This window comes from Nonomuraea sp. NPDC003709 (genome assembly GCF_040610775.1).
In the GTDB taxonomy this organism is placed as follows: domain Bacteria; phylum Actinomycetota; class Actinomycetes; order Streptosporangiales; family Streptosporangiaceae; genus Nonomuraea; species Nonomuraea angiospora_A.
Genome location: NZ_JBEXMW010000003.1, coordinates 328,810 through 344,550, shown reverse-complemented (window position 1 = coordinate 344,550; position 15,741 = coordinate 328,810). Strand labels below are relative to the sequence as shown.

At 70.1% G+C, this 15,741-nt stretch carries 14 protein-coding genes; 7 read left to right on the top strand and 7 right to left on the bottom strand.

Translation table 11 applies throughout. The annotated features are described in order from the left end of the window. Positions 1-54: 54 nt before the first annotated feature. Genes ABZX61_RS10290 through ABZX61_RS10275 form a run of 4 tightly spaced genes read right to left on the bottom strand, consistent with a single transcriptional unit; the run spans position 55 to position 4,668 of the window. The gene (locus ABZX61_RS10290; RefSeq protein ID WP_355193252.1) at positions 55-1,425 is read right to left on the bottom strand and encodes an ATP-binding cassette domain-containing protein; all 1,371 of its coding nucleotides are present in this window, start codon (positions 1,423-1,425) and stop codon (positions 55-57) included. After that, positions 1,422-2,213: an ABC transporter permease subunit gene (locus tag ABZX61_RS10285; RefSeq protein WP_355194051.1), complete on the bottom strand. Its 792-nt coding sequence runs from the start codon at positions 2,211-2,213 to the stop codon at positions 1,422-1,424. The genes ABZX61_RS10290 and ABZX61_RS10285 overlap by 4 nt, the downstream gene beginning before the upstream one ends. Then, positions 2,213-3,142, bottom strand: a complete 930-nt coding sequence (locus ABZX61_RS10280; protein WP_355194049.1) for an ABC transporter permease — start codon at positions 3,140-3,142, stop codon at positions 2,213-2,215. Before ABZX61_RS10280 ends, ABZX61_RS10285 begins: the two co-directional genes overlap by 1 nt. 2 nt (positions 3,143-3,144) lie before the next feature. Beyond that, positions 3,145-4,668, bottom strand: coding sequence for an ABC transporter substrate-binding protein (locus tag ABZX61_RS10275; RefSeq protein WP_355193250.1), 1,524 nt, complete (start codon positions 4,666-4,668; stop codon positions 3,145-3,147). Between the two features lie 91 nt (positions 4,669-4,759). Between ABZX61_RS10275 and ABZX61_RS10270 the strand changes: the two genes are divergently transcribed. The 4 genes from ABZX61_RS10270 to ABZX61_RS10255 all read left to right on the top strand — a co-directional run bounded on the left by ABZX61_RS10270 (position 4,760) and on the right by ABZX61_RS10255 (position 9,134). Further along, a complete protein-coding gene (locus ABZX61_RS10270) occupies positions 4,760-6,082 on the top strand; it encodes an MATE family efflux transporter (protein ID WP_355193248.1) in 1,323 nt (440 codons plus the stop codon). Between the two features lie 340 nt (positions 6,083-6,422). Further along, complete coding sequence (locus ABZX61_RS10265) at positions 6,423-7,610, top strand: hypothetical protein (RefSeq protein ID WP_355193247.1); 1,188 nt, start codon at positions 6,423-6,425, stop codon at positions 7,608-7,610. Between the two features lie 60 nt (positions 7,611-7,670). Further along, entirely contained in the window at positions 7,671-8,102 is a 432-nt protein-coding gene (locus ABZX61_RS10260) for a BlaI/MecI/CopY family transcriptional regulator (RefSeq protein WP_355193245.1), read from the top strand. A 3-nt stretch (positions 8,103-8,105) separates the two neighbouring features. Continuing rightward, positions 8,106-9,134: a M48 family metalloprotease gene (locus ABZX61_RS10255; protein ID WP_355193243.1), complete on the top strand. Its 1,029-nt coding sequence runs from the start codon at positions 8,106-8,108 to the stop codon at positions 9,132-9,134. 245 nt (positions 9,135-9,379) lie between these two features. On the opposite strand, the gene ABZX61_RS10250 is transcribed toward ABZX61_RS10255, so the two are convergent. Continuing rightward, positions 9,380-10,564, bottom strand: a complete 1,185-nt coding sequence (locus tag ABZX61_RS10250; RefSeq protein WP_355193241.1) for a lipase — start codon at positions 10,562-10,564, stop codon at positions 9,380-9,382. A gap of 124 nt (positions 10,565-10,688) precedes the next feature. Here ABZX61_RS10250 and ABZX61_RS10245 point away from each other — a divergent pair, with 124 nt between their 5' ends. Both ABZX61_RS10245 and ABZX61_RS10240 read left to right on the top strand, forming a co-directional pair. Beyond that, entirely contained in the window at positions 10,689-11,840 is a 1,152-nt protein-coding gene (locus tag ABZX61_RS10245; RefSeq protein ID WP_355193239.1) for a sensor histidine kinase, read from the top strand. Then, a complete protein-coding gene (locus tag ABZX61_RS10240) occupies positions 11,837-12,532 on the top strand; it encodes a response regulator transcription factor (protein WP_355193237.1) in 696 nt (231 codons plus the stop codon). Before ABZX61_RS10245 ends, ABZX61_RS10240 begins: the two co-directional genes overlap by 4 nt. A gap of 116 nt (positions 12,533-12,648) precedes the next feature. Here ABZX61_RS10240 and ABZX61_RS10235 read toward each other — a convergent pair whose 3' ends face one another. Then, the gene (locus ABZX61_RS10235) at positions 12,649-12,987 is read right to left on the bottom strand and encodes a hypothetical protein (RefSeq protein ID WP_355193235.1); all 339 of its coding nucleotides are present in this window, start codon (positions 12,985-12,987) and stop codon (positions 12,649-12,651) included. 34 nt (positions 12,988-13,021) lie between these two features. After that, a complete protein-coding gene (locus ABZX61_RS10230) occupies positions 13,022-13,153 on the bottom strand; it encodes a hypothetical protein (RefSeq protein WP_355193233.1) in 132 nt (43 codons plus the stop codon). A 1,203-nt stretch (positions 13,154-14,356) separates the two neighbouring features. Between ABZX61_RS10230 and ABZX61_RS10225 the strand changes: the two genes are divergently transcribed. Next, the gene (locus ABZX61_RS10225; protein WP_355193231.1) at positions 14,357-15,478 is read left to right on the top strand and encodes a PP2C family protein-serine/threonine phosphatase; all 1,122 of its coding nucleotides are present in this window, start codon (positions 14,357-14,359) and stop codon (positions 15,476-15,478) included. The last annotated feature ends 263 nt before the right edge of the window (positions 15,479-15,741 follow it).

Genomic DNA, 15,741 nt, shown 5'->3' with positions numbered 1-15,741 from the left:
CGCAACGTCCGGCCCAGAACCGGAAGTCCTCTTACCTTCGCGACAAGGTCCGGGCTAGACCGTTACCACGCTGTCGGCGTACTCCTGGATGAGTCGGAGATCGTGAGAGGCGAAGATCACGGCTGTGCCCTGGGTTTCCCGCAGGCCGGTCAGGAGGTTCATGACCGCGCGGGCGGTGCCGTCGTCCAGGGCTGAGGTGACCTCGTCGCAGATCAGTACGTCGGGTTCGGCGGCCAGGGCTCGTGCGATGGAGACCCGTTGGCGCTGGCCGCCGGACAGCTCGTGCGGATATCGGCCGGCGTGGTCGGGGCTCAGCCCGACCTGTTCCAGCAGTTCGCCCACGCGCTCCGGTTCCGCGGCGCGTGGGCGTCGGCGGTGCAGCCGCACCGGCCGCAGCAGGGCGGCGCCTACGGTGGCCGAGGGGTTCAGCGCTCCCATCGGGTTCTGTGGTACGAACTGCACCCGGCGACGCAGTTCCCGCGCTCGGCGTCGTACGTCGGGGTGCAGGGTGAGGCCGTCCAATGTGAGGGAGCCGCTCGAGCGGGGGTGCAGGCCGACCAGGGTGCGCAGCAGCGTGGTTTTGCCCGAGCCGGAGGGGCCGACGACGCCGACCGTGGCCCCCGAGGGTGCGTGCAGGTCGACGCCGCGCAGCACGTGCAGGCGCGCGGGCCCCACATGCGCGGCCAGCCCCTCGGCACGCAGGCCCGCCTCATGACCAGGTGTTTGGGAGCGCCGCGGGAGGGCGGACGGCTCGGAGGGCACGCCACCGGGCAGTTCCAGGACGTCGTCGGCCACCTGGGCGACCAGCTCCCGGTCGTGGCAGGACATCACCACCGCGATTTCCCGTTCCCTGGCCAGACGCCGCAGCAGCGCGCCGATCTCGGCGCGCGCGGTGGGGTCGAGTCCTGCGGTGGGCTCGTCCAGGAGCAGCAGATCCGGCCGACGGGCCAGCGCCCTGGCCAGAGCAACCCTGCGCTGCTGGCCGCCCGAGAGCTCGACGGTCCTGCGCCTGGGTATCCCCGGGATGCCGGCCAGGCCGACCTCGCCGAGCAGGCCGGAGACGTCGTCACGGGTCAGGCCGGTGCCGGTCTCGGCGACGACCGCTGCCACGCGCATCCTGGGATTGAGCGCCGAGCCCGGGTCCTGCCCGACGAAGGCCAGTCGCCTGCGCCTCAGCTCGCGTAGCGCGTCCGGGCCGCAGCCGAACACGTCCACACCGAGCACCCGCACGTCTCCCGCCTGGCGGGTGGTGCGCGGCGGCAGGTCTCCCAGCAGCGCGCGCAGCAGGGTGGTCTTGCCCGAGCCTGAGGCGCCCACCAGGGCCAGGACGCGCCCGGGCTGGGCGGCCAGGTCGACACCCGCCAGTAACTCGGGCCCGCCGGGGGCCGCCACTGTCAGACCGGTTACCACCGCACGCGGGCTCACAGGAACGCCACCTCCGATGTACGTACCTTGGGGGCGAGTGCGCCGGCGGCCAGATTGACGCTCATCGCCAGCGCGGCGATCGCGATGCCGGGCGCCAGCACGGCCCATGGGTTGAGGACGAGCCCGGCACTGTTCTCGCGGATCATCAGCGCCCAGTCGGCGGCCGGCGGCTGAGGGCCGATCTGGAGGAAAGCAGCAGTGGAGATCACGTAGACGCCTTCCACGAAACGCAGCCCGAAGAGGGCAAGAACGGTGGAACGCAGGTTCGGCAGCACCTCGCGGATGATGAGGTGCCAGGTGCGCTCGCCGCCGGCGATGGCCGCTTCGACGTAGCCGGTGGCCACGACGGGCGCCGCGGCGGCGGTCATGAACCGGACGGCGAAGGGGACGCCGAGCGCGACGGCGGCGGTCACGAGGGCGAACGGGCCGCCGTGCGGCCACGCCTGGGTGACCAGCAGGATGCCCAGGACGGCGGGCAGCAGCATGAACACGTCTGTTGCCCGCTCGATGAAGCGACCGAAGGCAGGACGTAACGCTCCCGCCACCCCCAGGACCGCGGCGATGGCGGTGACGAGCAGCGCGACGGTGACGGAGGACAGGACCAGGTCGCGCCCCCCGTACAGGAGCCTGCTCAGGACGTCGCGGCCGAGCTGGTCTCCGCCGAGCAGCGCGCCGTCGGCTCCGGCGGGCCCGAACGGGATGGTGACCGGCTGGTCCATCGGCAGGGGAGCCAGGAGCGGTCCGCCCAAGGCCAGCAGGAGCAGGACCAGCGCGGGCAGCAGACGCATCACAGGCGGCCTCCTGCGGCCCAGGAGCGGATCAGGTCGGCAACCAGCAGCACACATGTGATCGCGAGCCCGGTCAGCGCCACCACGCCGGCGATGATCGGGGTGTCGCGGTCTGCCACGGCTCCGGCGAGGAGCGCGCCGACTCCGGGATAGTTGAAGATCGTCTCTACCGCGACCGCGCCGCCCAGCAGCATGCCGGTGGAGGTCGCCGCGCCCACGGCGATGGCGGGCAGCGCGCCGGGCAGCAGGTGGTGGGTGAGGACGCGCCGAGGCCTCAGACCGTCGAGGACGGCGGCGACCACGTGCGGTGCTCGCGCCTCGTCGGCGATCGCGCCGCGCACGATCCGCGCGTTCCATCCGATCTGCGGGATCGCCAGCGCCAGCACCGGCAGTACCAGCATCGTCCATGAGGCGGGGGAACCGTCCGCCCCGGCCAACGTCGCCGCCGGAAGCAGACCCGTCCAGAGCGCGAACACCAGCACCAACGCCACCGCGATCACGAACTCAGGCAGCGCCAGCACGGCCGTGGCCGAAGCCGAGATCACCCGGTCGGTCACCGATCCCGGGTGCAGCGCGGCCCAACAGCCGATGGCGAGTGCGGTGGCGACGGTGACGGCCAGAGCGACGCCGCCCAGCAGAAGCGTGTTGGACAGCGGCCCCGCCAGCAGGTTCCAGACCTTCTCCCCGCGGGCGGAGACGCCGAGATCTCCGGTGGGCAGCCCAGCCATCCAGTGCAGGAAACGTACGAACACCGGCTGGTCGAGGCCGAGCAGGGTACGTCGCCGGGCGACGTCGGCGGCGCTCTCCCCGCGCTCGGCGCTCGCGTCGGCGGCGTCGCCCGGCAGCGCCTCCACGACGACGAAGACCAGCGCGAGCAAGGCCGCGAGCAGGCCGGCCCGGCGGGCGAGCAGCCAGCCGAGTCGGAGCACCGTCAACGAGCCAGCCATACCCGCTCAAGCTGCACGCGTCCGTACCCGGGAAGCTTCGGCAGGTCGCGGACGGCCGCTCCGGCCAGGTCGATGCCGTCGGCCATGCCCCACAGCACGTAACCGGAGCGCTCGTGCTCGATCTCCTGCAGCGTGCGCAGCGCCTTGGCCTTGACGGCCTCGTCCAGGGTGCCGACGGCCTCCTTGTACGTCCGGTCGAACGCGGCGTCGCTCCAGCCCGACTCGTTCTGCCCTGCGCCGGTCAGCAGGAGCTTGCTGGCGAAGAACAGCACCGAGTCGTTGGTGCCCCAGTAGGTGGTGTACAGGTCGCCCTTGAGCCAGGTCTTGTCCCAGAACGCGCCGGAGTCCTGCTTGACGACCTCGATCTGCACGCCTGCCTCACGGACCTGGGTGGCGAAGAGCGCGGCGGACTCGGCGAGCCCCGCGATGTCGTCGGTGGTGTGCAGCGGGTAGGTCTTCGACAGGTCGAAACCGGCCTCCTGCAACAACTGCTTCGCCCGCGCCAGATCACGCGCGCGCTGCGGCAGGTCCTTGGCATAGACGGAATCGCCGGTGCCGAGCACGTCGTTGGCGACCTTGCCGTACCCGCTGAGCACCTGCTTGACCATCGCCTCGCGATCCACAGCCAGCCGGAGTGCCTCGCGGACCCGGGGGTCGGCGTACGGGCTGCCCTTGGAGGTGCGCATGACGATCGGCATCGCCATGTCGTCGGGGCGGCGCAGCACCTGCACGCCGGGCCGGCCGGTGGCGACGCGGGCGGCGACGGCGCCGACGTTGGAGGCGACGTCGATCTGCCCGGCCAGCAGCGCGTTGGCCATGGCCTGCGGGCTTTCGAAGATCTTCACCTCGATCGCGTCGAGGTGCGGCTTGCCCCCGTGCCAGCTGTCGTTGCGGACCAGGCGGGCGTTGCCGTCGCGGTACCAGTCGAGCTTGAACGGGCCGGTGCCCGGCGCGCCGGCCACCTCCGTGGTGTCCTTCTTCATCACGAACGTCGTCAGCCGCATCATCAGCGGCAGGTCGGCGTTGGGGTAGTCGGAGGTGAGCACGACGGTGTCCCCGTCCGCCTTGATGTTCGCGGACGTGACGCCCGGCAGCCGGGCGGGACCGGCGGGGGTGTCGCGCAGGCGGCGCAGCGACCAGACGACGTCCTCGGCGGTCACCGGCGTGCCGTCGTGGAAGGTCGCGCCCGGCGCCAGCGTGAACCGCCAGGTCTTGGCGTCCTTGTCCGCCTTCCACTCGCCGGCCAGGCGGGGTGCGGTATTGGCGGTGGCGCCCGGGACGGTCAGCGTGTCGTAGACCAGACTGATGATCAGATAGTCGCTCTCGTTGGCCTGCGTGCCGTGGGGGTCGCGAGTGATCGCGCTCGCCTTGCCCAGCGCGCCGACGCGCAGTGTGCCCCCACTGGCGGGTTTCGCCTGAGCCTGCTGGGCCGCAGGGGCGGAGCCGGGCTCCGACCCGCTACCACAGGCCGTGAGCAGCGCCGCTAAGCTCGCCCCTCCTGCGGTCATGAGAAGCTGACGCCTGCTCAGGTCCACTTCATCCTCATTCGCACCGATAGTCTTACTTAGGTTTGCCTATCCTAAAGGGAGAGAAAACGGCGTGCCAACGTCCCCCCTGCGCCACGACGTACGCGAACTGGCCGGACTCGCCGTGCCCCTCGCCCTCACCCAGCTCGCCCAGGTGGCGCTGACCACCACCGACACCCTCATGCTCGGCATGCTCGGCGTGCAGGCGCTGGCGGCAGGCGGGCTGGCGATGGTCATCTTCAACCAGCTACGCACCATGGGCGTCGGATTGGTGACGGCAGTCGGCAACCAGGTCGCCGCCGCCCACGCGCGCGATGAGGACGTCGGCGACCTGGTCCGGGCCGCGATGGCGCTGGCGACCATCGCGGGTCTCGTCGGGGGCGCGGCCATGGTGGTGATCGGCGAGGCCGTCGCCCTGCTGGGGCAGGAGCCGGCGGTGATCGAGCGGATGCGGCCAATACTGTGGGCGCTGGCTCCCGGCCTGCTGCCCTGCCTGTGGTTCCAGGCGCTTCGGCAGTTCACCGTCGGCATGCGCCGCCCGCAGGCGCTGTTGCGCATCACCCTGGCCTCGATCGTGGTCAACGCCGCACTCAACGCCGCGCTCGTCCACCCGCTCGGGCCGGCCGGGATCGGCGCCGCGACCAGCGCCGTCTACCTGGCGACCTTCATCGCGTTGTACGTCTCCGCCCGCCGGGACCCGGAGCTGGCCCCGGCGCTCAACCTTCGCCTCTGGCGGGCCCGTCCCGCGACGGTGCGCCGGCTCACCGGGCTCGGTCTGCCGATCGCGGCCACCTACGGTTCCGAGGCCGGGTTCTTCTCCGTCGTCGCCCTGATCATCGGCACGTCCGGCACCGCCGCCCTGGCCGCGCACACCGCCGTCAACCAGCTCGTCTACATCGTCTTCCAGGTCTCCGTAGGCCTGTCGCACGCCGCCTCGATCAGCGTGAGCAGGCAGATCGCCCTGGGGCAGCCCGGTCAGGCCCGGCGCATCGCACGAGCCGCCCTCGCCTGCGGGGCCGCCGTCATGGCCCTCGTCGCGGTGCTGTACCTCGCGCTGCCCGACCTCGTCCTGCGCCCGTTCCTCGGCGCGGACGGCGGAACGGCGCTCACCATCGCCACCAGCCTGCTCATGGTGGCCGCCGTCATGCAGTTCGTGGACTGCGCCCAGAACATCGGCGTGGGTCTGCTGCGTGGCCTCGACGACACCAAGAGCGGTTTCCGGCTGACCTTGGTCGGCTACTGGCTTGTGGGTCTTCCCCTTGCGGCCCTGCTGGCGGGACCGGCCGGACTGGGCGCTTTGGGCACCTGGCTGGGCCTGCTCGGCGGCCTCACCGCCACAGCCGGCCTGCTCCTGCGCCGCTTCTCCAGCGGACTGGCCGCACTGCCGGCGCAGTAGCCCAAGGCGTGGCTGCTCGCACGACGTAGCCGCGCAGCGTCTCCTCCCGCACGCTGGTGGGGTTGCCCGCCGCCTGGCTGCTGGCTTTCGGCCGGATGGCAGGCGCTCGGGACGTGGTTCGGACTGTTCGTCGGGCTCGCCGCGACGGCCGCGCTGCTGCTCGCTCGGGTCCGTCGCGAGGGCCTCGAGCCATTCCAATTGAAGCAGTCCGCCGTTTGCTACTATTCGTGCGAGTAGTATCTGCTGATGGCTGGTGCTTCTGGGGTACCAGTGGCCGTGTCCCTTTTATGTCTGGAGCGTGCGCATGGTGTCCACCTCTGCCCCACCTCGGCGACGGCAAATGGCAAGCAAGGTGCCCCTGGTCACAGCGACCTTCTGGGTCATCAAGATCCTTTCGACGACGGTGGGGGAGACGTTCGCGGACTACCTCACGGTCAACGTCGGGCTCGGCCCGGTGCTGACCGATGGTCTGGTGTTCGCCGTCCTGGCTGCGGCCCTCGTCCTGCAGGCGTCCTCCCGCCGCTACACCCCGTGGATCTACTGGCTGTCCGTGGTCCTGGTCAGCATCTCGGGAACGCAGATCACCGACTTCCTCACCGACACGCTCGGGATCAGCCTGTATGTCAGCACGACGCTGTTCGCGGTGCTTCTGGCCGTGGTCTTCACCGTCTGGTACCGGCAGGAGATGACGCTGTCGATCACCGCGATCAACACGCCCCGGCGGGAAGCGTTCTATTGGGCGGCCATCCTGACCACCTTCGCGCTTGGCACCGCGGCGGGCGACCTGGCCACCGAGTCGTTGAGCCTCGGGTTCCGCAACGGCGCGCTGCTGTTCGGCGGCGCCTTCCTCGTCACGCTGGTGCTGTGGCGGGTCGAGGCCTGGCAGGTGCCGGCGTTCTGGGCCGCCTACATCCTTACCCGCCCGCTGGGCGCCGCAGTGGGTGACCTGCTCACCCAGGACCACTCGCTCGGCGGTTTCGGCCTGGGCGCGACCAGGACCAGCGTGCTGTTCTTCGCCGTCATCGTCGTGCTGGTCGCCCGCGAGCAGATCGCCGCCACCAGAGCCCGCCGCACGGGCTCGCACGCCGATGGCAAGCCGGGCAGAGCGATCCTGGGCCGGCCCGCGGACCTGGTATGGGCGGCCGCCGGCATCGTGGTCGTCGTTGGGATCGGCGGTTGGATGTCAGCAGGCGCCGCAGGCCAACCCGCCGGTTCCTCCGCGGTGTTGAGGCAGGCATCGAGTCCCAAGCTCGGGGACCTGTCCTCTTTCACCGTCATCATCGACGACGTCAACGCGCTGACCACCAAGGGCGACCTGGCCGGGGCGAAGGCTCGGATCAAGGACCTCGAGGTGGCCTGGGACGCCGCCGAGGCCGGTCTCAAACCCCGCTCGCCGAGCGACTGGCACGCCCTGGACAGCGCGATCGACGGGGCCTTGACCGCGCTGCGGGCCGATTCCCCGACTCAGGCGCGATGCGGCGCGGCGATGAAGACCCTCGAGAAGACCCTGAAGCACCTGCAGGCCTGAGCCCGCACCTTGACGGCGCAAGCTACGATTGAGGTCTGTAGTAGATGCCGGGGGGTGGGAATGAGCGAGTCGCCGGGAAGGCCGGGCAGGCGATCCCCGGGCGTCCTGGAGCAGGAGATCCTGGACTGCCTGACCGAGGCCGGTCGACCTCTGACCCCCGGTGAGGTGCAAAATCAGCTCGATGGCGAACTCGCCTACACCACGGTCATGACCACCCTCGCCCGGCTGCACAAGCGAGGGCTGGCCGAGCGGGAGCCCTCCGGCCGGGCCTACGCCTACCGGGTGGCCTCCGATGCCGGGGCGGCGCAGTCGATCGCCGTGGCCGCGCAGATGAACCGCCTGCTCGGGAAGGGCGGCGACCGTGCCGGTGTGCTTGCTCACTTCGTCGCCGACCTCGGTCCCGAGGACGAGCAGTTGCTCACCGAGCTGCTGCGCGGCCTCGAAGACGGACGCCAGGCGCGGGGCAGTGCCCACCGGACAACCGGCGAGTGAGCGGTGGCGTGGCTGGTGTGGTCCCCGCTGGTGGCCAATCTCGTACTCGGCCTCCTCGGCCCTTGGATCGCGCGCACCCTGCCGCCCGGGATGGCCGTCCGGCTGGTGCCGATCGCCATGGTGATCGTGGCCATGGGCACGGGGACGGTGCTGACCACGCTCGGGTTCCTGTCCTTCGCGCAGGTACCTGAGGTGGCGCGGCTCGGCAGCTGGTCCGTGAGCCGGCTCGGCGCTCAGCAGCCGTGGCCGGTGGCGGCCGAGGCGATGGCCGGGATATGCGCCGCACTGCTGCTCGCTGCGGGTTTGCAGACGATCGCGCGGGTGGTTCGCGAGTTGGTCAGAGTCGCGGGTACGGCCCGGCGGCTGGTACCAGGCCCCGACGGGGTCGTCATCGTGCCCGGTGCCGTGCCGGACGCCTACACGCTTCCAGCCCTGCCTGGGACTCCCGCACGCGTTGTCGTGACGACCGCCATGCTGCGTGCTCTGGACGGTGCGGAAATCCGGGTGCTGTTCGCCCATGAGGCAGCTCACGTCTCCGGCCGGCACCACCTCTACGTCCAGGTGGCGCACCTCGCCTCCGCGACCAACCCCCTCCTGCGCCCTACCGCCCGCGTGGTGCGGTTCGCGGTCGAGCGAGCGGCCGACGAAGCCGCGGCGCGCCAGCTCGGCAACCGCCGGCTGGTGGCTCGCGCGCTGGCCCGTGCGGGGCTTGCCAAGGCCGCTGCGTTGCGGGGCGGTGAGTTCGGCCAAGGGTCCACCGGTGCCTCCTCCGTCAGCCTGTCGGCGACCGGTGGGCAGGTCGCCCGGCGTGCGGCCGCCCTGCTGGCACCGGCACCACGCCCGCGCCGCGCCATCGCCGTCGGACTGCTGGTGCTGACCACCATCACCCTCCTGGGGAGCGCGGTGGCAGTGGACCAACTGGACGACCGGCTCGACCAAGCCGAGCTGCCCGCGCCCGTCCTGTCATCCTCCCCGTACGGGAGTTCTCAGACGATCGCATCCGCCCTGTCAGGCGTTATGCCAGTCAAGTGATCGCTGGGGACGTTACGTGTGCGCAGTGAAGATCGATGACGAGGCATGAGACGGGTTGCCGCGCTGAATCATCGCCCTGGAACACGATGGGCTGCCCGATGCGGTCGCGTTCGACCTGTTCATCATCGACGAGCGGGGGCGACGCGAACTCGGCACCGGGGGGCTTGCCGACCGTCGAACGGTACAACCCGGCGGCCTGCATCGCGAACCTCTGGCGGTTCGGTCTGGTGCGATGGTCCCACGGTTTACGGGCGGAAGGTCACCTCCGGGAAGCGTCGAGAGGGCCGGTCCAGCAGGTGGCCCTTCCGGCGCAGGTGGCGGTCGAAGAAGGCGAGCGGGTAGGCCCGCTGGATGGCCACGGCCCGCGCGGGGGCGAGCGTGCCGATCTGCTCGGCGACCTGCGCGGCGCTCAAGTCCAGCGCCGGCGCGGCCTGCGCGATGATCACCTCGAGGTCGGTGTAGGAGGCGTGTTCGGCGCCTTCGGCGCGCACCGCGAGCTTCCACCCTCTCAGGCGCGACCAGAACGTGGCCAGGTCGGGGAGGTTCTCCGGCCGGGCCTTGGTGGCCTCCATCAGCATGTACGGGCGATCGAGTCCCGCGGTGACCACAGGGCCGGCGACGGGTCCGTCCAGGCTGAGGCCTGCCTTGATGCGCGGGTCCTCGAACATGGCGGAGGCGACCGTGGCGCCGCCCGCGGAGTGGCCGAACATGCCCACCCTGCCGAGGTCGAGCAGTCCGCGCAGCCCCGCGGGCAGGCGGCGACGCTCGGCGTCGGGATTGCCGCCGCGATTGAGCTCCGTCAGCCGGTCCAGGACGAAGCGGGTATCGGCGATGCGCTGCTCGGCGATCAGCGGGCCGGTTGCCGGACCGTCGGGGGCCGAGGCGACGACTCGGCCGCCGGGGAACTGGACCACGCCGTCGAAGGTGTGGCCCAGCGTCCCCACCACGTATCCCCGGCTGGCCAGCTCTTCGACCACCATGGTGTTGATCGAGCGGGGTGTGTCGTTGCCCGGCGAGTACAGCACGACGGGCAACCGGCCGAGCCGGCGGTCGGCGGGCGCGCCTTCGTGGCCATGCGTGAGTGGCAGCAGAACGGCTCCCGCGGACAGACCCTGCTCCCGCAGATACTCCCGTCCGGCCTTCGGCTCGATCCAGGGCGCGACTGGATGCCCGGCGGTTGTCCGGGCGGGGTAGGTGAGGGTGACCATGAGCTCTCGGGGGGTGTGGCCGCCGGCGAGGGGGTCGGGCCGGGAGCGGTCGACCAGGTGCAGGGAGACGGTGCCGAGCGGATGGGGCCCGGTCGGAGCCGGCAGGGTGAGCTGGACGGGTGGCCGGGTCTCTGCCGCCCGCGCGGCTGCGGGTGGAAGGGTTACCAGCAGCGTTGCGAGAGCCGTCGCGGCGATCCCGGCGGCCGTACGGGAAGAGGGCATGCGTTCTCCTCGGTTCGGATGTGCCCCCATAGGCTGGCCGGTGCTCGCCCGCCGCGTCGCCTGCCCGCGGGCATAGGCCGATCGGTCGATGTGGAGTCGATGGTGCGCTTCCTAGGCTGGAGCGATGTTCTCTGCCCGCCCTGGGGCACGCCACGCGGTGTGGTCGGCCCTCGACCCCTGCTTGGCGGCCGGCTATGCCCTCCTGGCTTGGGGGCTGCTCGTTCACGAGATCGGCCCCGGGCCGGTGGCGGTCGCCGGGACCCTGCTGGCCTCCTTGGCGCTGGCCCTACGTCGTCGCTGTCCGCCGGTGGCGGTCGCGGCGGCGCTCGGGGCCTTCTGGCTGACGCCCGTGGAACCCGTCCTTGCCACGGTGGCTCTGGTGCCGATGGCCGCCGTGCTGTACACGGTGGCCGCTTCGCGTGATACCCGCTCGGCCGCCGTCACGCTTGCGCTCGCTCTGACGGGACCGCTGGCCACGGCGATGCCTGATTTCTCGCACAACGGCGCAGTTGTTCCTTTCGCTCTGATCCTCGGGGTCGCGTGGGCGGCGGGTCATGCCCTGGGCAGGCAGCGTGAGTACGGCAGGGTGCTGGTTCGCCACCATGAGCGGTTGGCCGAGGTGGAGTCCCAGAGGGCCAGGGCGCGGGTGGTCGAGGAGCGGCTGCGGATCGCGCGCGAGTTGCACGACATCGTCGCGCACAGCATGAGCATCGTCACCCTGCAAGCAGGGTTCGGCCATCTGGTGATCGACGAACGTCCCACGGACGCGCGAGCGGCGCTGAGCGCGATCGAGACCACTGGCAGGCAGGCGCTGGCGGAGATGCGGCGCCTGCTGGGCGTGCTCCGCGACGAGGGAGACGAGGCCGCCACTGTCGCTCCGCTGCCGGGGCTGGCGGGCCTGGGCGAGCTCGTTGCGCAGACCGAGCGGGCGGGGGTGAAGGTCGAGCTCACGATCAGCGGTGTGCCCGGAGCGCTGCCGGCGGGCGTCGACCTGACCGCGTACCGCATCATGCAGGAGGCGCTCACCAACGTGATCAAACACGCCGGCGGCGCCACCGCCCGGGTCGCCATCGCCCATCACCCGGGCGAGCTGGTCCTGCACGTCACCGACGACGGCCGGGCGCGGTACGCCGAGGTTGCCGACGGCACCGGCCACGGACTCGTCGGCATGCGCGAGCGTGTCGCCGCATGCAATGGGGAGCTGCGGGCTGGGCGCCTGCCGTCCGGAGGGTTCGAGGTCGCGGTGCGGCTGCCGTACGAGGAGAGCGGGGCGTGAGCGTGCGCGTGGTGGTGGCCGATGACCAGGCGCTGGTGCGGACCGGGTTGTGCGGCATCGTGGCGACGGCCTCCGACCTGCGCGTGGTGGGCCAGGCGGCGACCGGCGCGGAGGCGGTGGAGGTGACCGGGAGGACCCGGCCCGATGTGGTGCTCATGGACATCCGCATGCCCGAAATGGACGGCATCGAGGCCACCCGTCGGATCACCGCCGCCGGGCAGGCGCAGGTGATCATGCTCACCACGTTCGACCTGGACGAGTACGTCTACGAGGCGCTGCGCGGCGGTGCCAGCGGTTTCCTGCTCAAAGACGCCCCGCCGCTGGAGCTGTTGACCGCCATCCGGGTGGTCGCCGCGGGGGAGGCGCTGCTGGCCCCCAGCGTCACCCGGCGGCTGATCTCCGACTTCGCCGCCCGGCCCGGCATCCATCCCGGCTCGGCGGGAGCGGCACCGGACGGGGTGACCGAGCGCGAACGGCAGGTCCTGCTCCTGATCGCCCAGGGCCTGTCGAACGCCGAGATCGCTCAACGGCTCCACATCGGCGAGGGGACGGCCAAGACCCACGTGCGCCGCCTGCTGACCAAGCTCGACGCCCGTGACCGGGTCCATCTCGTCATCTTCGCCTACCGGTCGGGGCTGGTCCCTCCGGATCGGGCCCCAGCCGAACCCGGTCCGCGAGGACAGTGGCGATGATCGAGAGTTCGCGGCAGCCCGAAAGCATCGCAACCCTTCGAGAGCGCGTTGGGTCAGCACGTGCAACCGGGCCTTGGTGAAGGGCAGGCGCAATTCCTGAACCTGCGCGGCGACCGTCAGCGGCTTCGGTTCGGCCTTCTGCGTACCCGGTCCATGATCATGCTGACGCTGAAGGCGATAGGTGCGATTGCCGCTGCGGCCAGAGCGGACAGGAGCGGCAGACCGGCTCGAGGCTGGAGGTTGGTTCCAGGCGGCGGCGGTGGCGGATTGAAGCGCAGCGACGTCGTCATGTGGTGCCAGTGGAAGATCTCCCGGTAAACGACGCTCCAGCTCCAGATCCAGAGGATTCCGCTGATCCACTGCACCCGTCGCCACAGCGGAGAACTCCTTCTGGCCCTCATGAGGTAGACGATAGCCAGGCAGCCCGTTGCCTGCGCGCTCTGCTCGGCGGGCAAGTCCTTATAAGGATCTCCGGCCACAAGATAGGCGTCACTCCGTGCGCGCTATCTGTTCCGCGACCGGGACGCGGAGTTCCTGGCTCTTATCGAGGAGATCCTCGCCGAAGTCGGTAATCCACACGGTGCTCACCAGCGTTCGGATGCTGCGGATGAACGCGGTCATGGAGCGGTGGGTGCAGTTGTGCCGCCGTGAGTTGCTGGACCGTTGCCTGCTCTGGAACGAAGTATCACATACTGATTACTATGCGTAAGTATGAGGAGCTCGATAACGGGCGCTGATCGACGATCTGCTGGACTACCGATCCCCGCCGCGCCAGCCTGCCTAGCAGGCCGCCTGATCCTCGCTGGTGGTGTGATGACTGGCGGCAGTCCACCTCGTTCTCCTAGAACACGAAACCTGGCCACCACCTCAGGCGGCCAGGTCGATTTGCCAGGGCACAGCAGGAGTGAAACCCCTGCCGATCTGCCCCTTGCTCAACGGCGACGGCGGCTGGAACGGTCACTGAAGACCCCCTTTTCCGGCCTCAGTCGCCGCCTCGGCCCAGGAGGCTCAATGACCATGGGCAAGATCCTCACAGCGGACATGTAACGCGGGAAGATCATGGTTTCGCTCCTTTCGAATATCGGCGGAGCGGTTGAAGGGCTGCAGCATACATCCCCAACCTTCTAGTAATGCCCCTCATACAGCCACTTTACCCCTTATATCCTGATTCGGGCGCCCGGAACGCGGGTCGGAGGCTCGGGGCAGACCAGGACCTCGGACATGTCGCGCCATCGTGCGCTGCAAGCCGGGCAAAGTCAGTCCAGGTCGGTCCCAAACGTTGCGGTGTGGGGTCGATGCTGGCCTTCTTCAAGATGAGCCACACAGCGGAGACACTCACCCCGGTCGACACCAGTAGCCTCGCTAACCCCGGCTGCCTGTGCCCATGCAGGTCATCATGCTTGTCTAGCTGATCTCTTCGTGCGCCAGCCCTGGCTCTCGGAAGGGACAGAGCCGATCGAAAGATGATCGCTTGTGCTTGTCCGCCTGACTTACCTGGCTGTCACGAACGTCTTCGCTGTGCTGCGGTTGTTGCCGCTGAGGGATCGAGACTAGGACGTCGAAATCCTTGCCTTGCATCACCAGATCACCGTTCTTGAACGGCACGCGCTACCTGAACTGCTTAGATGGGGTTTTCGGGAGGCGCAGCGTTGAAATGAGACAGGCGAGGATTGTGCATCATCGAGTCTCCATGCTGTGCATGGAAACGGCAGGTTCATGCGAAACCATCGAGACACCCTAGGCGCGGCAAAGCTCGGACAACCTGACGAAAGAATCACAGGTACGGGGTCTTACACACAGCCAGGACCCATGTAGACAGAAAGCGTGAAGTTCCTAAAGGGACTCCTCTACCGGCTGTTGAATCTCTCATCGTCGGACAGCCGGAAGCTCATCGCTGTCCCGCTGACCATGATCGTCGTGATCATGGTCGCCGACATCCTTACCCCTCCGAGCGTCCACTTCGGGCCGCTGTTGGTGGCCGCTCCCGCGATCACGGCGTCCTTCGCCGGCCCCCGGCTCACCGCCGCCATCGGCGCCCTGGCCATCGCTGCCGAAGTTCTCGTCGGCATGCACGATCGGCTGCTCGAAACCCCGAACGTCCAAGCCGGGCTGGGCGGCCTGACCCTGGTCTCCCTGTTCCTCGTGCTGTTCTCGCTGGTCAGGGATCGCCAGCGGCGCGAGCTGACGCAGGTCCGCTCGATGGCCGCGGCTGTGCAGACGGCCCTGCTGCGACCGGTGCCCGAACGCCTTGGGCCGCTCCACCTGGCCTCCGCCTATCTGGCGGCCGAGGCCGAGGCCCAGATCGGCGGCGACATCTATGCCGCCGTCCGCACGCCACACGGCACCCGGCTGATCATCGGTGACGCCCGCGGCAAGGGCCTGCCCGCGATCTCCGAGGCCGCAGCCCTGCTCGGCGCGTTCCGCGAGGCCGCCCGCCGGAGCCCGGAGCTGCCCGATCTCGTCGCCGACCTGGAAGACAGCTTCGACCTCACACAGAGCCAGTCCGACGCGGCGGCGGAGGAAGTGTACGTGGAAAGCTTCGTGACGGCCGCGATAGTCGACATCTCCGACGAACGGCCGGCGCTCTCGATCGTCAGTTGCGGCCACCCGCCGCCACTGCTGCTGCGCGCCGGCCGGGTCATCTCCCTCGACGTCAACCGGCCCGCGCCACCCCTGGGCCTGGGCGGACTTTGCGAGCCCCAGTACGTACCCACCGACTTCTCCTTCGGGGAGGACGATCTCCTCCTGCTCTACACCGATGGCGTCATCGAGGCCCGCGACGCCAAGGGCGCCTTCTTCCCGCTGGAGCGGAAGGCCGCCCGCTGGACCGGGGAGCAGCCGGCGGCTCTGCTCAAGGGCCTCTGCGATGACCTGCTCCAGCACGTGGGCGGGCGCCTCGGCGACGACGCCGCCCTTATCGCGATCCGCCGCATCGCCGGGGCGTGACCCGGGACGACGAGGATCTCGCCGGCGCGCAGGATCCGCGTACGGTGCGAGCGGCTGATCGAGGTGAGCACGCCTCGGCCGATGAAGTGCTCCGCCACGGGGTGCAGGCGCCAGGTGGACTGGCCGGTGATACCCCGTTCCGCAGGGACTGCCTGGGCGATCAGGCGGATCTGCTCACGCACCTCAGGACTGATCGCCGCTGGATGGTCCCCGCTCACACAGCTTTTGTGACCGTGGTCGCGCCACCGGTGGCCAGGGCGTGG

Excerpts from the sequence above, each read along its gene's own strand:
- ABZX61_RS10285 (WP_355194051.1), bottom strand. The coding sequence starts at position 2,213 with ATGCGTCTGCTGCCCGCGCTGGTCCTGCTCCTGCTGGCCTTGGGCGGA.
- ABZX61_RS10275 (WP_355193250.1), bottom strand. The coding sequence starts at position 4,668 with ATGACCGCAGGAGGGGCGAGCTTAGCGGCGCTGCTCACGGCCTGTGGT.
- ABZX61_RS10265 (WP_355193247.1), top strand. The coding sequence starts at position 6,423 with ATGGCAAGCAAGGTGCCCCTGGTCACAGCGACCTTCTGGGTCATCAAG.
- ABZX61_RS10260 (WP_355193245.1), top strand. The coding sequence starts at position 7,671 with ATGAGCGAGTCGCCGGGAAGGCCGGGCAGGCGATCCCCGGGCGTCCTG.
- ABZX61_RS10250 (WP_355193241.1), bottom strand. The coding sequence starts at position 10,564 with ATGCCCTCTTCCCGTACGGCCGCCGGGATCGCCGCGACGGCTCTCGCA.
- ABZX61_RS10245 (WP_355193239.1), top strand. The coding sequence starts at position 10,689 with ATGTTCTCTGCCCGCCCTGGGGCACGCCACGCGGTGTGGTCGGCCCTC.
- ABZX61_RS10230 (WP_355193233.1), bottom strand. The coding sequence starts at position 13,153 with ATGACCGCGTTCATCCGCAGCATCCGAACGCTGGTGAGCACCGTGTGG.